Source organism: Kitasatospora sp. MAP5-34, from assembly GCF_029894335.1.
GTDB lineage: Bacteria > Actinomycetota > Actinomycetes > Streptomycetales > Streptomycetaceae > Kitasatospora.
In genome coordinates, this window is sequence record NZ_JARXZC010000013.1 from 57668 (window position 1) to 76191 (window position 18524).

Annotated in this window: 20 protein-coding genes and 1 pseudogene; 6 read left to right on the forward strand and 15 right to left on the reverse strand. The window is 72.9% G+C overall.

Annotation, left to right across the window (positions count from 1 at the left end; all coding sequences use genetic code 11):
* Window positions 1-43: 43 nt before the first annotated feature.
* Complete coding sequence (locus P3T29_RS13805) at window positions 44-1105, reverse strand: hypothetical protein (RefSeq protein WP_280716701.1); 1062 nt, start codon at window positions 1103-1105, stop codon at window positions 44-46.
* Between the two features lie 316 nt (window positions 1106-1421).
* Between P3T29_RS13805 and P3T29_RS13810 the strand changes: the two genes are divergently transcribed.
* Window positions 1422-2000 (forward strand): hypothetical protein, encoded by a 579-nt coding sequence (locus P3T29_RS13810; protein WP_280716702.1) that lies wholly within the window; start codon window positions 1422-1424, stop codon window positions 1998-2000.
* 33 nt (window positions 2001-2033) lie between these two features.
* On the opposite strand, the gene P3T29_RS13815 is transcribed toward P3T29_RS13810, so the two are convergent.
* Complete coding sequence (locus P3T29_RS13815) at window positions 2034-2258, reverse strand: hypothetical protein (protein WP_280716703.1); 225 nt, start codon at window positions 2256-2258, stop codon at window positions 2034-2036.
* 258 nt (window positions 2259-2516) lie between these two features.
* On the opposite strand from P3T29_RS13815, the gene P3T29_RS13820 reads away from it, so the two are divergent.
* Both P3T29_RS13820 and P3T29_RS13825 read left to right on the forward strand, forming a co-directional pair.
* On the forward strand, window positions 2517-2954 hold the full coding sequence (locus P3T29_RS13820) for a hypothetical protein (RefSeq protein WP_280716704.1): 438 nt from the start codon (window positions 2517-2519) through the stop codon (window positions 2952-2954).
* 154 nt (window positions 2955-3108) lie between these two features.
* On the forward strand, window positions 3109-4188 hold the full coding sequence (locus P3T29_RS13825) for a DUF2332 domain-containing protein (protein WP_280716705.1): 1080 nt from the start codon (window positions 3109-3111) through the stop codon (window positions 4186-4188).
* Here the strand turns inward: P3T29_RS13825 and P3T29_RS13830 are convergent.
* The 7 genes from P3T29_RS13830 to P3T29_RS13860 all read right to left on the reverse strand — a co-directional run bounded on the left by P3T29_RS13830 (window position 4185) and on the right by P3T29_RS13860 (window position 10088).
* Entirely contained in the window at window positions 4185-4721 is a 537-nt protein-coding gene (locus tag P3T29_RS13830) for a DinB family protein (protein ID WP_280716706.1), read from the reverse strand. The two genes, P3T29_RS13825 and P3T29_RS13830, sit on opposite strands and share 4 nt — an antisense overlap.
* Before the next feature lie 81 nt (window positions 4722-4802).
* Window positions 4803-5291: a GNAT family N-acetyltransferase gene (locus P3T29_RS13835; protein ID WP_280716707.1), complete on the reverse strand. Its 489-nt coding sequence runs from the start codon at window positions 5289-5291 to the stop codon at window positions 4803-4805.
* Between the two features lie 57 nt (window positions 5292-5348).
* Complete coding sequence (locus P3T29_RS13840) at window positions 5349-5564, reverse strand: hypothetical protein (RefSeq protein ID WP_280716708.1); 216 nt, start codon at window positions 5562-5564, stop codon at window positions 5349-5351.
* An 86-nt stretch (window positions 5565-5650) separates the two neighbouring features.
* The gene (mycP, locus tag P3T29_RS13845) at window positions 5651-7084 is read right to left on the reverse strand and encodes a type VII secretion-associated serine protease mycosin (protein ID WP_280716709.1); all 1434 of its coding nucleotides are present in this window, start codon (window positions 7082-7084) and stop codon (window positions 5651-5653) included.
* Window positions 7085-7174: 90 nt separating this feature from the next.
* On the reverse strand, window positions 7175-8563 hold the full coding sequence (locus P3T29_RS13850; RefSeq protein WP_280716710.1) for a WXG100 family type VII secretion target: 1389 nt from the start codon (window positions 8561-8563) through the stop codon (window positions 7175-7177).
* A gap of 82 nt (window positions 8564-8645) precedes the next feature.
* Complete coding sequence (locus P3T29_RS13855) at window positions 8646-9161, reverse strand: hypothetical protein (RefSeq protein ID WP_280716711.1); 516 nt, start codon at window positions 9159-9161, stop codon at window positions 8646-8648.
* Between the two features lie 234 nt (window positions 9162-9395).
* Window positions 9396-10088, reverse strand: a complete 693-nt coding sequence (locus P3T29_RS13860) for an endonuclease V (protein ID WP_280716712.1) — start codon at window positions 10086-10088, stop codon at window positions 9396-9398.
* Window positions 10089-10332: 244 nt separating this feature from the next.
* Between P3T29_RS13860 and P3T29_RS13865 the strand changes: the two genes are divergently transcribed.
* Complete coding sequence (locus tag P3T29_RS13865; protein ID WP_280716713.1) at window positions 10333-10575, forward strand: hypothetical protein; 243 nt, start codon at window positions 10333-10335, stop codon at window positions 10573-10575.
* A 106-nt stretch (window positions 10576-10681) separates the two neighbouring features.
* Here P3T29_RS13865 and P3T29_RS13870 read toward each other — a convergent pair whose 3' ends face one another.
* Both P3T29_RS13870 and P3T29_RS13875 read right to left on the reverse strand, forming a co-directional pair.
* Window positions 10682-11290 carry an RDD family protein gene (locus P3T29_RS13870; protein ID WP_280716714.1) on the reverse strand — a complete coding sequence of 203 codons (609 nt, stop codon included), beginning with the start codon at window positions 11288-11290 and terminating at the stop codon, window positions 10682-10684.
* Window positions 11291-11372: 82 nt separating this feature from the next.
* The gene (locus tag P3T29_RS13875; protein WP_280716715.1) at window positions 11373-12671 is read right to left on the reverse strand and encodes an RDD family protein; all 1299 of its coding nucleotides are present in this window, start codon (window positions 12669-12671) and stop codon (window positions 11373-11375) included.
* A 325-nt stretch (window positions 12672-12996) separates the two neighbouring features.
* Here P3T29_RS13875 and P3T29_RS13880 point away from each other — a divergent pair, with 325 nt between their 5' ends.
* Complete coding sequence (locus tag P3T29_RS13880; protein ID WP_280716716.1) at window positions 12997-13440, forward strand: SsgA family sporulation/cell division regulator; 444 nt, start codon at window positions 12997-12999, stop codon at window positions 13438-13440.
* A 95-nt stretch (window positions 13441-13535) separates the two neighbouring features.
* Here the strand turns inward: P3T29_RS13880 and P3T29_RS13885 are convergent, their stop codons facing one another.
* From P3T29_RS13885 to P3T29_RS13895, 3 genes are all read right to left on the reverse strand, one after another.
* Window positions 13536-15002: a glycosyltransferase 87 family protein gene (locus P3T29_RS13885; protein ID WP_280716717.1), complete on the reverse strand. Its 1467-nt coding sequence runs from the start codon at window positions 15000-15002 to the stop codon at window positions 13536-13538.
* Window positions 15003-15118: 116 nt separating this feature from the next.
* The gene (locus tag P3T29_RS13890; protein ID WP_280716771.1) at window positions 15119-16492 is read right to left on the reverse strand and encodes an ATP-binding protein; all 1374 of its coding nucleotides are present in this window, start codon (window positions 16490-16492) and stop codon (window positions 15119-15121) included.
* 23 nt (window positions 16493-16515) lie between these two features.
* Window positions 16516-17211, reverse strand: a complete 696-nt coding sequence (locus tag P3T29_RS13895; RefSeq protein WP_280716718.1) for a response regulator transcription factor — start codon at window positions 17209-17211, stop codon at window positions 16516-16518.
* On the opposite strand from P3T29_RS13895, the gene P3T29_RS13900 reads away from it, so the two are divergent.
* Complete coding sequence (locus P3T29_RS13900; RefSeq protein WP_280716719.1) at window positions 17210-17800, forward strand: hypothetical protein; 591 nt, start codon at window positions 17210-17212, stop codon at window positions 17798-17800. The two genes, P3T29_RS13895 and P3T29_RS13900, sit on opposite strands and share 2 nt — an antisense overlap.
* A gap of 36 nt (window positions 17801-17836) precedes the next feature.
* Here P3T29_RS13900 and P3T29_RS13905 read toward each other — a convergent pair.
* Window positions 17837-18343 (reverse strand): annotated as a pseudogene (locus P3T29_RS13905) (VOC family protein); the annotation flags it as partial.
* Between the last annotated feature and the right edge of the window lie 181 nt (window positions 18344-18524).

Below are 18524 nucleotides of genomic sequence, written 5' to 3' on the forward strand. Positions count from 1 at the left end.
CGGCCGAGCGGAGCCGACCAGGGCCGACCGGCCGCAGTGGTGCTCAGCGCTCGGTGACCAGCAGCCCGACCACGTCCGACCCGCCCGCGCGGAACGCCTCGCGCAGCTCGTCGCCGACCACGTCCGGCTCGGCGGCGATCCGCTGCCCCGACAGGTAGACCACCCGCACCCCCAGGAACTCCATCCGGTGCTGGCCGCCGCGCACCCAGGCGGCCTCGCCCTCGCTGACGCAGCGCAGCTCCGAGTCCACCTCCACCGCGACCCCGGCGGCCGGCCAGTACAGGTCGGGCACCGCGACATAGGTGCCGCCGCACATCCGCAGTTCGGGGCCGACCAGCGGCTCCGGGAGCAGCCACTCGTCGACCAGCTCACCGATCCGCCCGAACACCGACTCCCGCTCCGCAGCGAGCAGTTCGTCCACCGCCGCCCGGATCCGAGGCTCCGGCAACAGCCCGGCCTCGCCCAGCTCGGCGATCAACTCGCCCACTGTGCAGCCGGATTCCCCTCGGACCGGCTGCTCCGCCCGCGCCACCGCCCCCCGCGCCACCGCCTCGCCCAGCACCGCGCGCAGCAGCCCCGGCCCCAGCTCGCCGCTCTCGAAGGCACCCGCCTCCGCCCACTCGCGCAGCGCGTCGGCAACGGCCCGCGCCACCGGGGCGCAGGCCAGCCCGTGCACCGATCTGGCCTCCAACTCCCGTTCGGTACGCCGGATTCTGACCTCCCCCGCGTCCTTCAGCCGCCGCTGGCGGGGCACCAGGATCTCGACCTCGGTGACGGCGGGCAGCCGGGGCACCGAGGCGAAGCCGTACAGCGCCAGCGCGGCCGTGCCGGTGATCACGGCACCCTCGCGGCGGCCCTCCTCCCGGCCGTCCTGCGCGGCGTAGAGCAGGGCCGCCCACATCCGCTGCTCGGGGGTCGGCTCACCGCCCTGCAGCAGGTAGACCCGGGGCAGCAGCCGCCGCCAGGGGCCACCCTGGCGGCAGTGTTCGCTGACCACCCGGGTCGGCACCCCCCGGGCGCGCAACTGGCTGGCGGTGATGACATTCTGCTGACGCTGTGCCAGCTCCTGCAGGGACGGGTGCGAGGAAGGAATCTGGTAGCTCATGCCGACACCCTCCCCAAGAGCGCGGCCGCACCATCCCCGACCTGACGCACCGTTACCCAACCGTCGCGAAATCGGGATTGGCCCGCACTAAAGTCCTCATACCCTCACTCATTCGGCCTAACGGACCTTCATCCGATTGCCGGACTCAAGCCGTGCTCTGTCCATACCAGCCGATTTTTCTCAATTCGTCGGGGTCTCCGGACAGGCCAGTCGTACACCTCCGAACAGCATCGTCTGACCGAGAGTGACGAGTACCATACGGTGAAGCACCACCCTGGAGTCACAGTGGCCCCCCACGATTGCCTACGATCGCCTCATGTCACGTGACGACTCCACCGGCCTGCGTGCCGCCCAACTGCGTCTCGGCCGCCTGCCCGGCTACGTCCGCCAACCGGACCTGGCCCGCCGCAACGGCGAGGACGGCCACACGTACAAGAAGGGCTGGGAGGTCCGCTTCACCGCGCGGAACGAACAGGAGATAGCGGAGATCCGCGAGGTGGTGATCGCTGCGGGCTTCGCCCCGGCGCGGCCGTTCTTCAAGGGCCACCAGCTGATCCAGCCGGTCTACGGGATAGCCGCCGTGCAGGCCTACCTGGCCGCGCGGGAGGCGGTCGAGGAACTCGCCCGCACCCGCCGCAGCAGACCCGTCGGGCCGACCGATCCCGCCGCCCCCGGCGTTCCCGCCCCTACCGTGCTGCCGGAGCAGTCCCACCCCGAACGGACCCACGCCGAGCAGCGCGCCGCCGCTGCCTCAACTGCCTCAACCGCCTCAACTGCCGCTTCGGCCGCGGCTTCGGCCGCCTCGGTGGCCGCCGCGTCCGCCGTCACCGCACAGCGCGCGCGGTGCGGCGCCGAGCGCTCGGTCGGCGCACCGCCCGCCGGCCGCACCGCCTGAAAGCGCGGACCGGAAAAGGCCGGAAGAGGTAGGTCATGAGCCCGTGGTCGGCCGGGGAGCGGCTGCGGGCGCGGGGGACGTACCGACGGAGGACGTACCGACGGACGTGCCGGCGGACGTGCCGACTGGGGTGTCGGCAAAGGCGAAGGTCGGTGCGTAGGTCGCTGCCAGCCCCACGGCGACGGCCAGCCCGGCGAGGGTCAGGGCGGCGCGGCGGGCGAGCGACGTGGCGGGACGCTTGGCAGCGGTGGGCTTCATGTCCGTAAGCCTGCCGCCCGACCGGCCCGCCCGACCATCGGTGATCACCCCGGAACTCCCCCGAGACAACCATGAGGCGCCCCTGAGGGTTCACCCCAAGAGGGTTGCACCGCACCACAGCTGACACTTCGTCATACAGCGACTCAAATCAAGCCCCTTCTGAACATCTGATGAGACTTGTCACTCAAAGCATCCGCCCAAGGGCCTAGAGTGAGCGCAGCGACACCCCTGCCGTCGAGACCAGATCGCGAGGCTGATGTGACCGGTCGTCATATCCCTGCCGCCGACCTGGCCGGCACTCCCGGGCCGGCTTCGATGTCGCTGGAGTTCACGGCCTTCCGCGAGCTCCACCACCCCCGCTACCTGAGCTACGCGCGCGTCTGGTTCCCCGACCCGGCGTCGGCGGCCGACGTGGTCGAGCTGGCCTTCAAGGCGCTGGCCACCGTCTGGCCCGAGATCCTGGGCAGCCCCAACCCCGCAGCGGCCGCCTGGCAGATCCTGCGCGGCACGGTCGCCGAACGGATCGCCCCGCCCGGCACGTCCACACCACGGACCGCCGCCGACGAGGATCTCGCCATCCTGCACTACGTGGTCGGCCTCGCCACCCCCGAGATCGCCGACGTCATGGGCGCCGACACCGCGAGCGTCGCCAGCCAGCTGCGCCACGCCCTCCGGCGCGAGACCGCCGACTGGTAGCCCGGCAGGCCGGGCCGCCCCGCCCCCTCGTCATCTGCGCAGCTGGTGACGCCGATCACCCGGTCGGTCACTTCTCCCGCGCGTTCCGCAGGCGAATGATGATCTACAGTCGATCCGCCGGGAGAACACAGTGTCACTCGAACACGCAATCGCCATGACCGAGCACCAGGCCTCCGCCTGCGCCGAGTTGGGCTCGCCGCTCTACGCAGCCCTACTGCACCGGGTCGCCCGGGACCTGGCCGACGGCGGCCCCTGCGCGGCAGCCATCGCCGGGCACGAGGAGGCTCCCGGGCCGGCCGCCATCTCGCTGCGGCTGCTCGGCGGGGTGCACGCGCTCGTCCTCACCGGCCGGGCCCCCGAACTCGCGGCCCACTACCCCAGCGCCGGCGGCACCTTCGACCCCGCCTCCCCCGAGGCGGCCGAGGCCGCCTGGACGGCCTTCCGCAGCACCGTCGCCGCCAACCTCCCCTGGATCCGCGACTGGCTGACCCGGCCCCCGCAGACCAACGAGGTCGGCCGCGCCAACCTGCTGATCACCGGCCTGCTGCACACCCTCACCACCGGTCCGGCAACCGGCCCACTGCCCGTCCGACTGTTCGAACTCGGCTCCAGCGCGGGGCTCAATCTGCTCGCGGACCGGTTCCGCTGCGAGGCCCCGGGTTTCGCGTACGGCCCGGTGGGCTCCCCCGTGCTGCTCCCCGACGCCTGGCGCGATACGCCGCCGGCCTGGCTCACGGGCCCGCAGCCCGTACTGGAGTTCACCGAACGGAGCGGCTGCGACCCGACCCCGATCGACCCGACCTCGCCGGACGGCGCCCTGGCCCTGCGCGCTTACGTCTGGGCCGACCAGCCCGCCCGCGCCGCCCGGCTGAACGGCGCACTGGAACTCGCGGCCAAGGCACCGCTACGGGTCGAGACGACAGGTGCCGCCGACTTCCTGCGGGAGGTGCGGGTCGCGGCCGGAGCCCTGACCGTCGTCTGGCACTCCGTCATGCGGCAGTACGTGCCGAAGCCGGAATGGCAGCGCGCCGAGCTGGAGTTGGCGCGCCTGGCCGCCGCGAGCACGCCCACCGCGCCCTTCGCCCACATCGCCTTCGAGCCGCGCCGGACCGGCGCCGAACACCGCTTCCTGCTCACCGTACGAGTCGGCACCGGCCCGGAGCACGTCCTCGCCGAAGCCCTCCCGCACGGCCTCCCGGCCTGGGAACCGGAGGCGGCCGACCTCGGGAGCTAGGCCGGTCCGACGCCCGCGACGTCGAAGCGGTGGTGCACCACATCGTGGATCAGGTAGCGCGAGAAGGACTCCACGGTGAACCGGACCCCGTCGCTACGGTCCCCCCTGCGCTGCCACTGCTCACCCGAGACCGCCGCCAGGGAGGCCGCCAACTGCTCCGCCGCCGCTGCGAGTTCTATCGCGACCACGGCCGGATCCTGCTCGCCATAGCGCTCGGCGACGGCGGCCTCGTCCTGGTCCCAGTTGACGAATCGCGGGCCGTCCTGGGTGAGCGCCAGCTCCAGGCGGTGGTCGAACAGCCGGAAGACGTCCCGCACATGGCCGGCGTACTCAAGGTCCGACCAGACCTCGGGGCTCGGGCGGCGGCGCAGCGCCTCCACCGGCCGCCCGGTGAGCAGGGCCACCCAGCAGGCCGCCTCGGCGAGCACCCTCGGGGCCATCTCCTCGCGGACGAGCGCCGGGGTGTCGAGTCCGCAGTCGCCGCAGGCGCGCCGGAGGACCCAGGTCCAGTCCTTGGTGTCAGGGGTGATCATGCCCCCAGGATGTCCCGGCCCCACCGCCCCCGGCCAGCGGCCGGACCGCCACACTGCACCAAGATGCTGCCAGGGCAGGAGCTAGAGGTTCTTGGCGAACCAGAGCTCCGCGTACGGGTCGTCGCCGTACGGGTCGGTCTCCCGGTACCCCAGCCTCCGGTAGAGTGCGATCGCCTCGGTCAGATCCTTCCGGGTGTTGAGCAGCACCCGCCCGACCCCGTGCGCCCGGGCCGCCTCCTCAGCAGCCGCCACCACCCGGGCCCCGCCACCACCCCGCCGCGCCTGCGCGGTCACGAAGACCCTGGTCAGCTCACCGACCTCAGGACTCAACCAGCGCAGCCCCGCGCACCCGACCAGCACCCCGGCGTCCCGGGCGACCAGCAGCACCCCGTGCGGCGCGACGAGATCCGAACCGTCCCCCATCTCCTGGACGATCTCGGACTCCAGTGCCGGACGTCCGTAGTAGCGGCTGATCAACTCGTCCAGATACCCGCGCAGCAGCACCACCGCGTCGGGGTGGCCGACCGGCGTCGGGGTGATGGTCCAGGTGCGGGGCGCTGAGGTGGTCACACCCCTCATTGTCCCGGCGAGGGCAACCCGGTTTAAGGGTCACCCCGGCGCCGACTCTCAGCCGTGGTTGCCCTTCACCGTGCAGACCGAGTTGATCGAGGTCGGCGTGAGGCCGGTCGGCATCGCCCAGGCCAGCAACTGCTTGCACATCGCAGCCTCCTGCGGATTGGCCGGCCCTTGCGCGCCTTGCGCGGCGGCCGGGCCCGCAGTGACGACCGGGATCGCGACCACGACGGCGGCGAGCAGAACACGGGTGACCAGTTGCTTGAGCACGACGGCCCTCCAGGTAGACGACGGACGAGCCATCAATACCTGAAGGGCCGCCGTTGCTCGGTGATCCTGGGCCGTTCGTGGGCGTGTCAGCTGTACGGGTTGCCCTGGCCCGGCGGGGACTGCGGTGGCCCCTGCGGCGGGTACTGCTGCGGGTGCTGCTGCTGGTACGGGTTCTGCTGGTACGGGTTCTGCTGGTACGGCTGCTGGTAGGCGTTCTGCTGCTGCGGCGGCGCCCCCGGGGTGTACGGCGGCGGTGCGGTCGGCGGTGCGTAACCCCCGGGCGCAGCAGCGGCGTTGCGGCCACCGCGCCGGCGCAGGAGCAGCACGGCCCCCAGGATCACCAGCAGCGCCACCACCCCGACGATCGCGTAGACCAGAACGGAGCCACCACTGCCGGTACTACCGGCGGCCACCGGCTTGGAGGCCCCACCGGAGCTACCGGAGCCACCGCCACCGGCCACCGCCGACGCGGACGGGCTCGCCCCGGCATCCGGGGCGCCCTGCGCCTCGGGCCGGGAGAGCAGCGGGTTGTCCTTCGGCCCGTTGTCGACGGCGGGGTTGGCGGCGAGCGCCTTGCCCGGCGACGCGATGCCGTACCCGTAACTGTCGTTGGGCACCGTGGAGTGATCGGGCGGCGCCACCGCCGACTTGATCATCCGGTTGATGACCTGCCCGGCGGAGAGTTCGGGGTACTTGGCCCGGATCAGCGCCGCGATGGCCGACACGTAGGCGGACGCGTCGGAGGTGCCCGTCCCCGTGCCGTAGCTGCTGGCGGACTTGGCAGTCGCCCGGTAGATGCCCACGCCGGGCGCGACCAGCGTGGTCTCAGGGCCGGTGTTCGACCCGGGCCAGACGTTCCCCTGCTTGTCGACCGCGCCCACGGCCACCACGCCCGGGAAGGCTGCGGGGTACTGCACCGGGTTGTGCTCCTGGCCGAGGTTGCCGCTGGCGGCGACCAGGACGACGTCCTTGCTGACGGCGTAGCTCACCGCCGCCCGGATACCCGCGTCATGGCCGAGCGTGCCGCCGATGGACATGTTGACGACCTTGGCACCGTGATCCACCGCGAAGTGGATGGCGTCCGCGAGCCTGCTGTCCTGACCGGCGCCGAACTCGGTGGCATCCGTGAGCGGGACCTTGATGGGAAGGATCTTCGCCTTGGGTGCCAACCCCATGATCCCGGCCTGCGTTCCGTGGCCGTGACCGGCGATCAGGCTGGCCATGCCGGTGCCGTGCCCGCTGGTGTCGGCATGCCCCTGCGAGCTGCCGCCCGTGAGGTCCGCACCCGCCAGCACCTGACCCGCCAGGTCCTGATGGTCCGACACACCGCTGTCGATCACGGCGACGGTGACACCGTCGCCCTGGCTGATCGGCCACACCTGGCTCTCTGCGGCGTACTTCAGCAACGGCCACTGGCCGTCGCGAATGCTGTCGGCCCCGGCGGGCCCGGCGCCGATGCCCCAGAGCAGGGCTCCTGCAGCCAGCACGGCCATGCCGCGCAACGGTCGGCTGGTCGTCAAGCCTGGTCACCCCACTCGTAGAAGCGGTCGTCCCGCAGACCTTGATCTGCGGGACGACCGGTCAGGTCCAGTTGTCCTTCGGACAGGGAATCATTCCACCACGTTCGAGTTGGGCCCATTCCCCGAAGCCCACGTCTCCTCGTCCTCGACGAGGTAGTCGGCACGATCCCTGCCCTGCTTCTTGTCCTTCTTCTTCGCCTGGGCGCCACCGATCGTCCCGTGGCCGTGGCCCTTCTCCTGGCCACCCGCGCCCTGTGCGGCCTGCGCGCGACCTCGCCCCAGCCCGGAACCGCCCTCGGTGAATCCACGACGACCGGCCGTACCGGCACCGGCCCCCTCCGAGCCGTCCTCGCCGATCACACCGCCCGCGTTCCGGCCGAGACTCCCGCCCCGACCACCGAGGCCACGGCCACCGGCGGCACCGGCGCCGTCCTCGGCCCCCGCGACACCACCGGCACCGAAGGCACCGGCACCCCGGCCGGAACCGCCGATCCCGCCGCCGAACCGCCCGACCGGGCCGCCGACGCCTTCGCCGATCGCTCCGCCGACCGGCTCCGTCCCGCCACCGGAGCGGCCGGTCCAGCTGCCGCTGCCACTGCCCCCGGCGCCGCCGGCACTGTTCAGGCCAAGGCCGGGCCCACCGCCGCCACCGGGCCGGGGCCCGACGATCCCGCCGTCGATCCCGGTACCCGGGCCGATGCTGACCGGGGACTGCAGCTTGGGCAGCGGGTTCGCCATCCCACCCCGGATACCGGGATCGGACGGACCCGCTGAGGCGAGCTTCGGAGCCTGCGGCGTCTGACCGTCCGAAGAAGATCCGGCCTGCCGCGAGGTCGTCCCGACGGTGTCGAGCGATCCACCGGCACTGAGCAGGCCCATGCCGCCGCCCATGATCAACGCGCTTATCGCGGCGGCCCCCGTGGGGTCGGCGGGCGGCGGTATGTCGGTGACATCGTCGAACTGCCCCCCACCGAACGGAGGGGGCTTCAGGTAGGAAGCAGCCGCGCGGTACCTGGTCGCGAGCAGTTCCATGACCGCGACCGCTTTGGCCTTCTTCTCGTCCGTGATCGTCGTCCGGGCGGCCGCGTCGTCGCCGACCGCCGACTTGGCGGTGTCATCGATCGCGTTGCCGACCTTGTCCAGGAAGCTGGGCTCCTCGGGCATGTCGTGTTTGGCCTGGTCGATCGCCTCGGACATCATCTTCATGGTGACGGCCGCGTCGTTGGCGTAGGCGGCGACATTGTTGACGCTGGCGGCCAGCTTGGTCATCTTCGAGTAGAAGGCCTCGCTCGAGGCTCCCTCCCAGGACGACGTGGCGTCACCCGAGGCCGTGTTGAGGGTGGTTCGGATCTGCTTGAGCGTGTCCGAGGCCTTCCGCCACGGATCGCCGGCGGACATGACCCCGCCGGAGTCCATGGAGTGGACCATTTTCAGCAGGTCGCCATGGCTGTAGCCGTTGAAGTTCGTGAAGTCACTCATGCTCGGACGCCTCCGGTCCCCGTCCCGATCGCCGTACTACCGCCGCTCACTACGCCTACGCCTGCGCCGAGCGCGCCCACGCCTACCACGTCGGCTGCGGACTGCCGCTGCCCGCAGGCGCACTGCCCGCAGGCGCCCCCGGCGTGGCCGCCGGGCCGGCCGGCCTGCTCGGCAGGCCGCTGCCGTACGTGGTCCGAACCGTCCGGGCGACGGGCGTGACCGGCGACGGGCTGTCGACCGACCAGCCGTCGGCGTCGAGCTTGAGGTGGCGGGAGGTCTCGCGCTCCTGCTCCTCGTAGTTGGCCGCCGTCAGATCGGCCTTCTTCTGCGACTCGTCGATCGCTTCCTGAAGGGCGTTCAGGACATCGCGCAGACCGTCCCGCATCACGTCGTACTTCTCGCGCAGCGCCTCGGCCTCGGCGAAGGTACCGAACGCCGTCGGCGCGACACCGCTCAGCCCGTGCGTCCGGGTGCCGTCCGCACTCGCCTGAAACTCACTCAGCAGTCCCCGCACCTGCGTGGCGAACGCCCGCAGGCTGTCCACCTCGACCCGGTAGCCGGCGCCGGAGCCACCGCTCGAACCACTCCCCGTGCTCACGACCTCGTGCCTCCCCCGTACCCGCCGTACACCATGACCCGGTCCGACCGACGTGACCGACCCGACCGATCGGAGCGGATCACCTCAGCTCCGACCCACATGTCTAACACACGTGGCGGTCCGCCAGAACGCCGCCTCGTACCCCGACCACGGGCCCCCGGTCGGCCAGGCGGCAGGGCTCCCCCCCACCTGTACCCGCAGCGGGACGGCGGAATCGCCCTGGACCGACCGGTCCTACTGTTCCCCGCCCGCCGCCCGCGCCAAGGCCCGTCGGCACAGCGAGTCGGCCCGGCGGGTGGTCTCCGGCAGCCGGTAGTCCGGGGCCAGCGCCAGCGTCACGGCCACCGATTCGGCGAGGCCGATGCGATGGCCGACGGAGACGAAGACGGGCTTCACACCTGGTCGGGTCCGCAGGGCGCGCCCCACCTCCTCGCCCGTCCCGGTGTCCAGCAGCGGTGCCCAGGAGCCGCGTTCCGGTCCCGGCTGCTCGTACGTGAACGCGAACGGGGTCTTGGCGACGCCGATCGTCCGAAGGCCCGTCAGCACACCGAGGTGGCTGGCGAGGCCGAGCCGGCGGGGATGGGCCAGGCCGTAGCCGTCGCAGACGACCAGATCGGGCGTGCCCCGGAGCGCGGCGAGGGCGTCGAGCACGGTCGGGAGTTCACGGAAGGCCAGCAGGCCGGGTACGTACGGGAAGCTGATCCGCCCGACCGCCGTGGCCTCCTCCACCAGCTCGCGGGTCGTGCCGTCGAGCAGGACGGCGGCGGCCACCACCAGGTCCGACGCGTCGTCGTACGCGACGTCGACCCCCGCCACCAACGCGCCGTCGGCGAGGCCCGGCCCGGACGGCTCCACCAGCGCCCGCAGCCGGTGCTGCTCGGCCAGGGCCTCGGCCTCGGTGGTGGGCCAGTTCTCGGGTACGGGCACGGTTCCCCCAGCAGACTTTCACGGACGGCTTTTCCGGCCTCACCGTACCGAGGACACGTCCCAGCAGGCCGTCCAGTACCCACTCGACGAAGTCGCAGCACGGGGGAGCGGGAGCGTGAGCCCGTGCGCCCCCCTGTGCCCCGCATATGCCGATTTAGGCTGTACTTACCGGCCTACCGCCATGGGTAGACCTTCAGAACCTGTGTCTGAACGACACTCCCCCTCGCGCGAAGGACGGACCGCCATGCCGCGCCCCACCATCGCCCAGTTGTGCACCGGCACTCTCACCGTCGTCGCCGCCGCAGTGGCGCTGCTCGCCGTCTCCGGCGCCACGGGGGTGCTCGAGATCGTGGTCCTGGTCGCCTTCTCGCTGGCCCTCGGCACGCTCGCCACGGCGCTGCAGATGACCGCCGCCCGACGTCGGCCGACACCCGTGGCCGCCGGTCACGTCCCGGCCCCCCGGCCGGAGTACGCGCGCCAGCTCTGAAACACAGCACGTCACCGACCACCTGACCCGCAGGCCCCGAAGACGCGCGGGCCGTGACCGGGCACAGACGCCGGTCACGGCCTGCGGCCACCGGGGTGCGGCCGGGTCAGGCGGTCGAGACCACCACGGTCTTGGCCGCCTTGTCGTGGATGCACTGCCGGTACGGCTTGTCGAAGACACCGAACAGCCCGTCGACCGGCCACCAGAGAGCGCCGCAACAGACCAGCGCGGGCACGATGAACGTCGCCGCCCTGGTCCACGCGGCCGAGTTGGTCGGCGAGCTGCCGTCCACGAGCATCGCGACGCGCACCTTCATGACCTTCTTGCCGACGGTCTGCCCGTCCCGGCTCAGCATCAGCCCGTCGTAGACCAGGTAGAGCGCGCCGCCGAGCCAGACCCAGCCCACCCAGCCGTTCTGGTTGCCGAGGTTGACGAAGGGGAGCACGACCAGAGCCGCCACGGCCTCGATCATCACGAAGTCGATCAGACGGGCGAGGATGCGGTTGGGCCAACTGCCCAGCGGAGGCATCCCGGGCACCGGGCCGGCCCCCGGCGCATGCGGGGCACCGTACACGGGTGGCGGCGCGCCGTACGGAGCACCGTAACCGCCCGGAGCGTCGTAGGGGCTGCCGTCCTGCGGAGGCGGGGGCTGCTTGTCGAAGGAGGGCTTGCCGCCCCCTTCCGGCTCGGGGGCCGAGGGGTCATAGCTGCTCATACCACGAGTAGAACATCACCAATACTACAATTCTTGGATATTTGGGACGCCGGGCGGTGTTGCGCCGTCAGCCGACTCGTCATCAGGTCCGCACCACTCGTGAGCGTGCCACCCGGTCCTGCCAACCGCGCCGCGCACCCCGGTCGAACAGCGGCAGGAACAGGCCGACCACCAGCAGCAACCCGAGCTGCCCTACCAGCCAACGCGCCACCGAACGGCCCAGGGTGAGCGGCCCGGCACCCCGGCCGGACGCCCCGCAGTCGACGACCCGGACACCCACCAGCCGCTTGCCGAAAGTCTGACCCGTCCGGGAGGTCGGGATCACCTCGTACACGACCCCCAGCAGCACGAGCACGCCGAGCAGCACCGCGACCTTGCCGACCACCACCGGATCGACCAGCCAGACCTGCACGTCACGCCCCGTCAGCTCACTGGCCGCCCGCGCCCGCTCGAGCTTCTGCTGCACGTGCTCGACCGTGGAGGAGAGCAGCGGAAGCCCGACCCCGACCGCGACCACCGCACCCACCACACTGTCCAGCAAGCGCGCGACGAGCCGACGCCCCAGCCCGGCCGCCGGACGCACCTCCGCCTTCCTGGTCCCGGCCGGCTCACCGGCCTTCGCCGGACGTACGGCCGCCGGACGTACGGCCGCCGGACGTACGGCCGCTGGACGTACCACGGCCGGACGTACGACGGCCGGGCCCACGACCGCCGGACGTACGACGGGAAGGGCAGCCGCAGCAGCCACCGGCGGGGGCACCGGGGTCGGCGCTGGAGTCGACGCCGGCACCGGCACGGCTGCCGCGCCGCCGGGATCCGCCACTGCGCCGCCCGCCCGGTCGGTCGGGAGCGCTCCCCAGGAGACCCAGCGCGGAGCATCCGGTGGCTCCAGCAGGCCACGCTGGGCTCCGGGGTCGGCGTGCCAGGCGGGCCCGGCCTCGGGCTGCGCCACCTCGGACCGGGAGATCCGGACGGTCTCCACCGCCCGCTCCACGGCCGGGGCCGGCGCGGCCCGGGGCACCTGGTCCGCTGCGGGCGCCGGGCCCAGGCGGAGCTCGGGCTCCGGGTACGGGGCGAAGGTGAACGAGGCGCCCGCCGAGGTCTGGTCGAGGTACACCGGCCCGGTCTCGACGACCACCGCCGGCAGCGGAGCCGCCACGGGCGGGGGTACGTACCGGGCGGGAGCCGGGGCCGACTGCCGCGCGACGAAGCGCGGGGGCTCCAGGACCTCCCCCGCCGACGGCGCCGGCCTGCTGGTGCCGGGCACCCAGGCCGTACCACCCCAGTAGCGGACGAAGCCGGGGACAGAGGGGTCGGGGTAGTAGCCCGGCGTCGGGCCAACGGCGGTGTCCACGCCGCCGACGAAGGGCCGTTCCGTCATGAGGTTCTTCTTTCGTGGCTTTCACAGCAGCGGCAGTGGCAACAGCAGCACACCGAGTACCTGGCTGCGGGAGTACCGGGGTGCATGACGTACGAGGGGACGAGGAGCTGAGCAGGCGGCAGCGCGCGCGGGCAGTCCGCCGGTGCGCATGGGCGGACAGTCGCCACGCAGTCACAAAGGGTAGTGCCTCAGGGGCGTGCCGGTTGGCACATACGGAATACCAGGAACTTCGCCGAAAGGCGTGTAAGACCTTTCGCACACCACGCTCTCCTCCTCCGAAGGAGCCCGGAGGCGGGCTCCGAGCAGAGCGAGAGGAAAGCTGGTCATGGAGAGGTCCCCGAGCGTCGTCGAGCACGAACTCGAACTCAGCCTGGTGCTGTCACCGGAGCGCAGCGTCCCCGTCCCGGCCCGGCTGTCGTACGGCAGCCACGACCCGTTCGCCGTCCACATCACCTTCCACCTGGACACCGGAACGCCCGTGACCTGGGTGTTCGCCCGTGAGCTGCTGGTGGAGGGCACCTTCCGGCCCTGCGGCCACGGCGACGTGCGGATCTGGCCGACCCTGGCCCAGCCGCCGGCCGGGAGCGGCTCCAATGGGCGGCGCAGCGTGCTCTGCCTGGCCCTCAGCTCCCCCGCCGGTGACGCCCTGCTGGAGGCGCCGCTGCCGGCCGTGGCGGCCTGGCTGGAGCGGGCGCACCGGCTGGTGCCGCCCGGCGCCGAGCTCGCCGCGCTGGACCTGGATCAGTCGCTCGCCGAGCTGCTGGCGTGAGGGCGTGAGGGCCTCAGAGGCGGTGGGGCGGGTGCTCAGCAGGCATGGGCTCAGCGGGCGTGGGCTCAGCGGGCGTGGGCTCAGCGGGCGTGGGCTCAGTGGCTGGCGGGTGCGGCGGCGCGCGAGCCGTCCCGCGCGCCCTCGTCCGGTACAGCCGCCGGTGCAGCCGCCGGTGCAGCCGCCGGTACGGCGCTCACCCCGGCGGGGACCCGTTGGTTCGGCACCCGTACGAGTGGTGCCCCGGCGGCGCGGCGGCGTGCGTGCACCCGCAGGGCCGCCACCGCCAGGAAGCAGATCCCGACCACGGGGTAGATGGACGCCGGGAGCTGGTGCAGCGGGGGCAGGTGCAGGACGAGCAGGCCCTTGCGCGGGACCATCCACATCATGAAGGACAGGAAGGCGAACAGCGTGGCACCGAAGATGAACCGCCAGCGCCGACGCCGCACGAGCGCCGGGCGGGAGCGTTCGTGCGCGGCCTCGGCCGCGAGCAGGACCAGCATCGGCACGCACCACACCCAGTGGTGGGTCCAGCTGATCGGTGAGATGAGCACCGCCGTGACGGCCGCGCAGCAGACGGACCACGCCTCGGAGCGGGGCAGCCAGCGGGCGCTGCGGTAGGCCCAGGCCGCGATGGCGAGACCGGCGACGGCGACCAGGCCGGCGGTCACGGTGGCCAGGGTGCCGGGGTCCGGGGTGTGCAGCAGGCGGGCGAAGGCGCCGCGTACGGACTGGTTGTCGACAACCTCGGTCCGGCCGACCCGGGAGGAGTCGTACAGGTACTTCGTCCAGAAGCCCCAGGTGGCGTCGGGCAGGACGAGCCCGCCGATCGCGAAGGTGACCAGGAACGTGAAGCCCGCCACGAAGGCCGCCCGTACCCGGCCGGTGATCAGCAGGTAGACGGCGAACAGGCCGGGGGTGAGCTTGATGCCGGCGGCGATGCCGATGGCGAGGCCCTTGCTGCGGCGCCCGTCCGGGCGGGTGAGGTCCCAGAGGACCAGGCAGGCGAGGACCAGGTTGATCTGGCCGTAGCGCAGCGTGGTGAAGACCGGCTCCAGCCAGACGCCGAGCCCGGCGACCAGCACCACGCCCACCGGGCGGAGCTCGCGGCGCGGCCAGCCGACCAGTTTGAACGACAGGTGGGCGAGCAGCCCGAGCAGGACGACGTTGCCCGCCGTGACCACGACCCGCAGCAGCCCGACCCCGACCCAGGTGGTCGGCACGAACAGCATCGCGGCGAACGGCGGGTAGGTGGCTGGCAGGTTCCACTGGGTGACGCGCAGCGCGTAGAGGTCATGGCCGTGGGCGACGGCGGCACCCTCCGCGCGGTAGACGACCATGTCCACCATCGAGGTGCCGACGAGGTGCCTCAGGACGGCGTACGCCAGCAGCGAGAACAGCGCCACGGCACCGGCCCTGGCCAGCGGGCGGCGCGGGGCCTCCCGCAGCGCCCGTACGGGTGCGTCCAGCGCGCGGCGCCACGCCGGAACCACCGGGACGGCCGGGGAGGCCGGGGTGGCAGCGGACCCCTCTGGAGCCCTGCGCTGCGCTTGCGCCGCTGTCACGTTCCACTCCGTCCGCCGGTCCGACCGGCTTGCGACACTACCGGACGGAGTGCACGACACCACCGCGCCGAGAGGGACCGGCGGCCCAAGTCACATCCCGGGCCGGTCGGTCGGTGCTACTGGCGGAGCCTCCTGCGGCGGGCGCCACGGGATGGCGTTCCGTCGGGGCGGGTCTGCAGGCGGAGGCGGAGTTCGGCGCCGCCGAGGACGGCGCTGCGGCCGAGGGCCAGGTCGCCGCCGGTGGCCTCGGCGAGTTTGCGGACGATGTCGAGGCCGAGCCCGGTGGAGCCCTCGCCGCCCTGGCCCTCGCCGCGTCGCAGCGCGGCGGCGGGGTCGGCGAAGCCGGGGCCCGCGTCGCCGACCAGGACGATGACGGAGCTCTCGGTGGCCAGTACGTCGACCGCGAAGGCCGTCCCCGTCGCGGTGTGCCGGAAGACGTTGCCGAGCAGCGCGTCGACGGCGGCGGCGAGGTCGCCGCGCTGGACGGGTACGGGGGCCGGGCCCTCGGCGCCGGCCAGCTGCCAGCGGCGGCTCTCGTCCTCCGCGAGGGCGGACCAGAAGCCGACCCGCTCGCGGATCACCTCGGCGGCGTCGCAGCCGATGGCCACGGCCGGCGCGTCATCGGAGGCGCGGCGGGCCGAGCGGATGATCTGGTCGACCTCGCGTTCCAGCTGGGCGACCGCGTGCCGGGTGGCGTGGGCGGCGTCGCCCTCGCCGAGCGAGGCGGTGTTGAGGCGCAGCACGGTGAGCGGCGTGCGCAGCCGGTGCGAGAGGTCGGCGGCGAGTTCGCGTTCGGCGGCGAGCAGGTGGACGACCCGGTCCGCCATCGCGTTGAACGCGTGGGCGGCCTCGCGGAGTTCGTCGGGTGCTCCGTCGGCCTGCCGGCCCTCGACCGGGACCCGGACGGCGAGGTTGCCGTGGCCCAGCGAGCGGGCGGCGGCGGCGAGGCGGCGGGCCGAGCCGACGATCCGGGCGCCCATCCGGTCGGCGACCAGCACGGAGATCGCCACCAGCACCAGGGCGACCAGCGAGAGCACCAGCCAGGCCGTGCCGACACCCCTGCTGAGGTCACTCTCGGCGACGTACACCTCGACGACGGCGACCCGGCCGTCCTCCACGGCGAACGGCTGCAGCAGCGCGAAACCGCCGGACACCCGGACGGTGAACGACCGCCCCTGCCCGCTCGCGGCGGCGACCCCCGGGGCGTCGGCGCGGGCCTGGCCGACCACGGCCCCCGAAGCGGCCGGGCCCGGCAGGTGGACGGCGATCCGCTCCCGGGCTCCGGCGTCGGTGCTGGCCAGGGCTCTGGCGATGGCGTCCTGGTCGGTGGTGATGGCGAGGGCGGGGCCAAGGGCGTCGGCCTGGCGTTCGGCGGCGGTGAAGGCCCGGTCGCGAGCGGTCTGCTGGACCATCAGGCCGAGCGGGATGAGGAAGGCCAGCGCGACCATGGTGGTGCCCGCGACGGCGGCCTTGATCAACGCCCAGCGCAGTGAGTGCCCGGACCCGGCCCGCCTCACGTCAGGTGGTCCGACGGCGCCTCGAGCCTGACGCCGACGCCGCGCACGGTGTGCAGGTAGCGGGGCTTGGACGCGGTCTCGCCCATCTTGCGGCGCAGCCAGGAGAGGTGGACGTCGATGGTCTGGTCGCCGCCGTACGTCTGGCGCCAGACCTCGGCGAGGATCTCCCGGCGCGGTACGACGACGCCGGGGCGGGCGGCGAGGAAGGCGAGCAGGTCGAACTCACGGCGGGTCAGGTCGAGCGGGCGCCCGTCGAGCACGGCCTCGCGGCGCTGGGCGTCGACGGCGAGTCCGCCGACCCGCAGCAGCGGCGGCACGGGCACGCTGCCGCCGCCGAAGCGGCGCAGCACGGCGGCTATCCGGGCAGTCAGGTGCTCGGGCGAGAACGGCTTCACGAGGTAGTCGTCGGCGCCGTCGTTGAGCAGCCGGACGATCTCGGCCTCGTCGTCCCTGGCGGTGGAGATGATCACCGGGACGTCGGTCAGCCCCCGGATCATCTTGAGCGCCTCACCGCCGTCCAGGTCGGGCAGGCCGAGATCCAGGATCACCAGGTCACAGCCGACCTGGGCGACCTCGCGGAGCGCCTCCAGCGCGGTGCCGACGCTGCGTACCGCGTGGCCGGACTCGGACAGGTGCCGGATGAGGGCGGAGCGTACGAAGGGGTCGTCCTCGACCACGAGCACTGTTGCCATGGCCCAGCACGGTACGCCATTCGACTCAATTGGTCTGTACCTCAGGCGCCTGGACCTGTCGATCGCCCAGGTCGCCCAGGTACGGCAGGATGTGCAGGCGATGCGGAACGGACTGGTACAACTCGGCGCCTGGGCGGCGGCCACCGGGGCAGCGGTGCTGCTGTCCTGGCTCGGCGTGCACGCCGTGCTCGCCGACGCGTCCTTCGAGCAGCCGCAGACCCTGCGGCTGCCGGTGCCGATGCCCTCCGCGAGCACCTCCCCGCCGGCCGTGCACGTAGAGCAGACCACCCCGGCCCCGTCGGCCGGTACGGCGTCGCCCACCCGGGCGGCGAGCCGCAAGCCGGCCGCCGCCACCACGAGCCCCGCCGGCACGGTCCGCAGCTACCTGGTCCCGGGCGGCCGGGTCGCCCTGGACATGCGGCCCGACCAGGCCGAGCTGGTCTCCGCGACGCCCGACGCCGACTGGCAGATGCAGTTCTGGCAGGGCGACCAGTGGATGCGCTTCGACTTCTCCCGGGGCGACAGCACCAACTCGGTCTTCGTGACCTGGAACGGCCACCCCCCGGAGGTCCAGACCGTCGTCCGCTGACCGACCGGCCTGCTACCGGACGCTTCGCGGCGGCACGACGTACCCCGGCAGGTAGAGGCCCGCGTAGGCGGTGCGTTCGACCAGGGTGTGCCGGCCCGTCCCGGCGGTACCGATGACGGCGAGCACCACCGTGCCGTAGCGGTCGTCGAGTTCGTACGGCTCGGTGATCGGGGTGGCCCCCCGGTCGACCGCGTAGTCGAACGCGGCGTAGGCGTCGGGCACCTCGACGGCGAGGTCGAGGATGCCGTCCCCGTGGGCGGCGACGTGCTCGGCGACGAGGCGTCCGTGGTCGGTCAGCACCTGGACGACCGAGGTGATCACGAAGCGGGCGCCGCCGGACTCCAGGACGTACGAGGCGGTCTCGGGGTTGCCGGTCTCGGGGCCCGAGTACGCGGTGCAGCTCATCGCCATCGCCGTGGCGTAGCGCCGCGCCGTCCGCCGGGCGTCGGCGACGGCCAGCACCACCGCGTCGGTACGCCGGACGGGGAGCGGACCGAACTCGTCCGGGCTGGTGACGAGCGGCTCGGCGAAGACATCGGTCAAGAGAACCTCCCCGGGTCTGGACCCCGTGGCACGGTGTGGGGGCCCGCACCACGGGGTTGTGGAGGGAGCGTGGCGCCACTCACATCGATGCGCAACTGTTCCGATTCATCCTGGGCAAGCTGCGCGGCCTGGCCGGAAAATGGCAGTCCCAGCTGGACAGGTTGCCCATCGGACGGAGCCT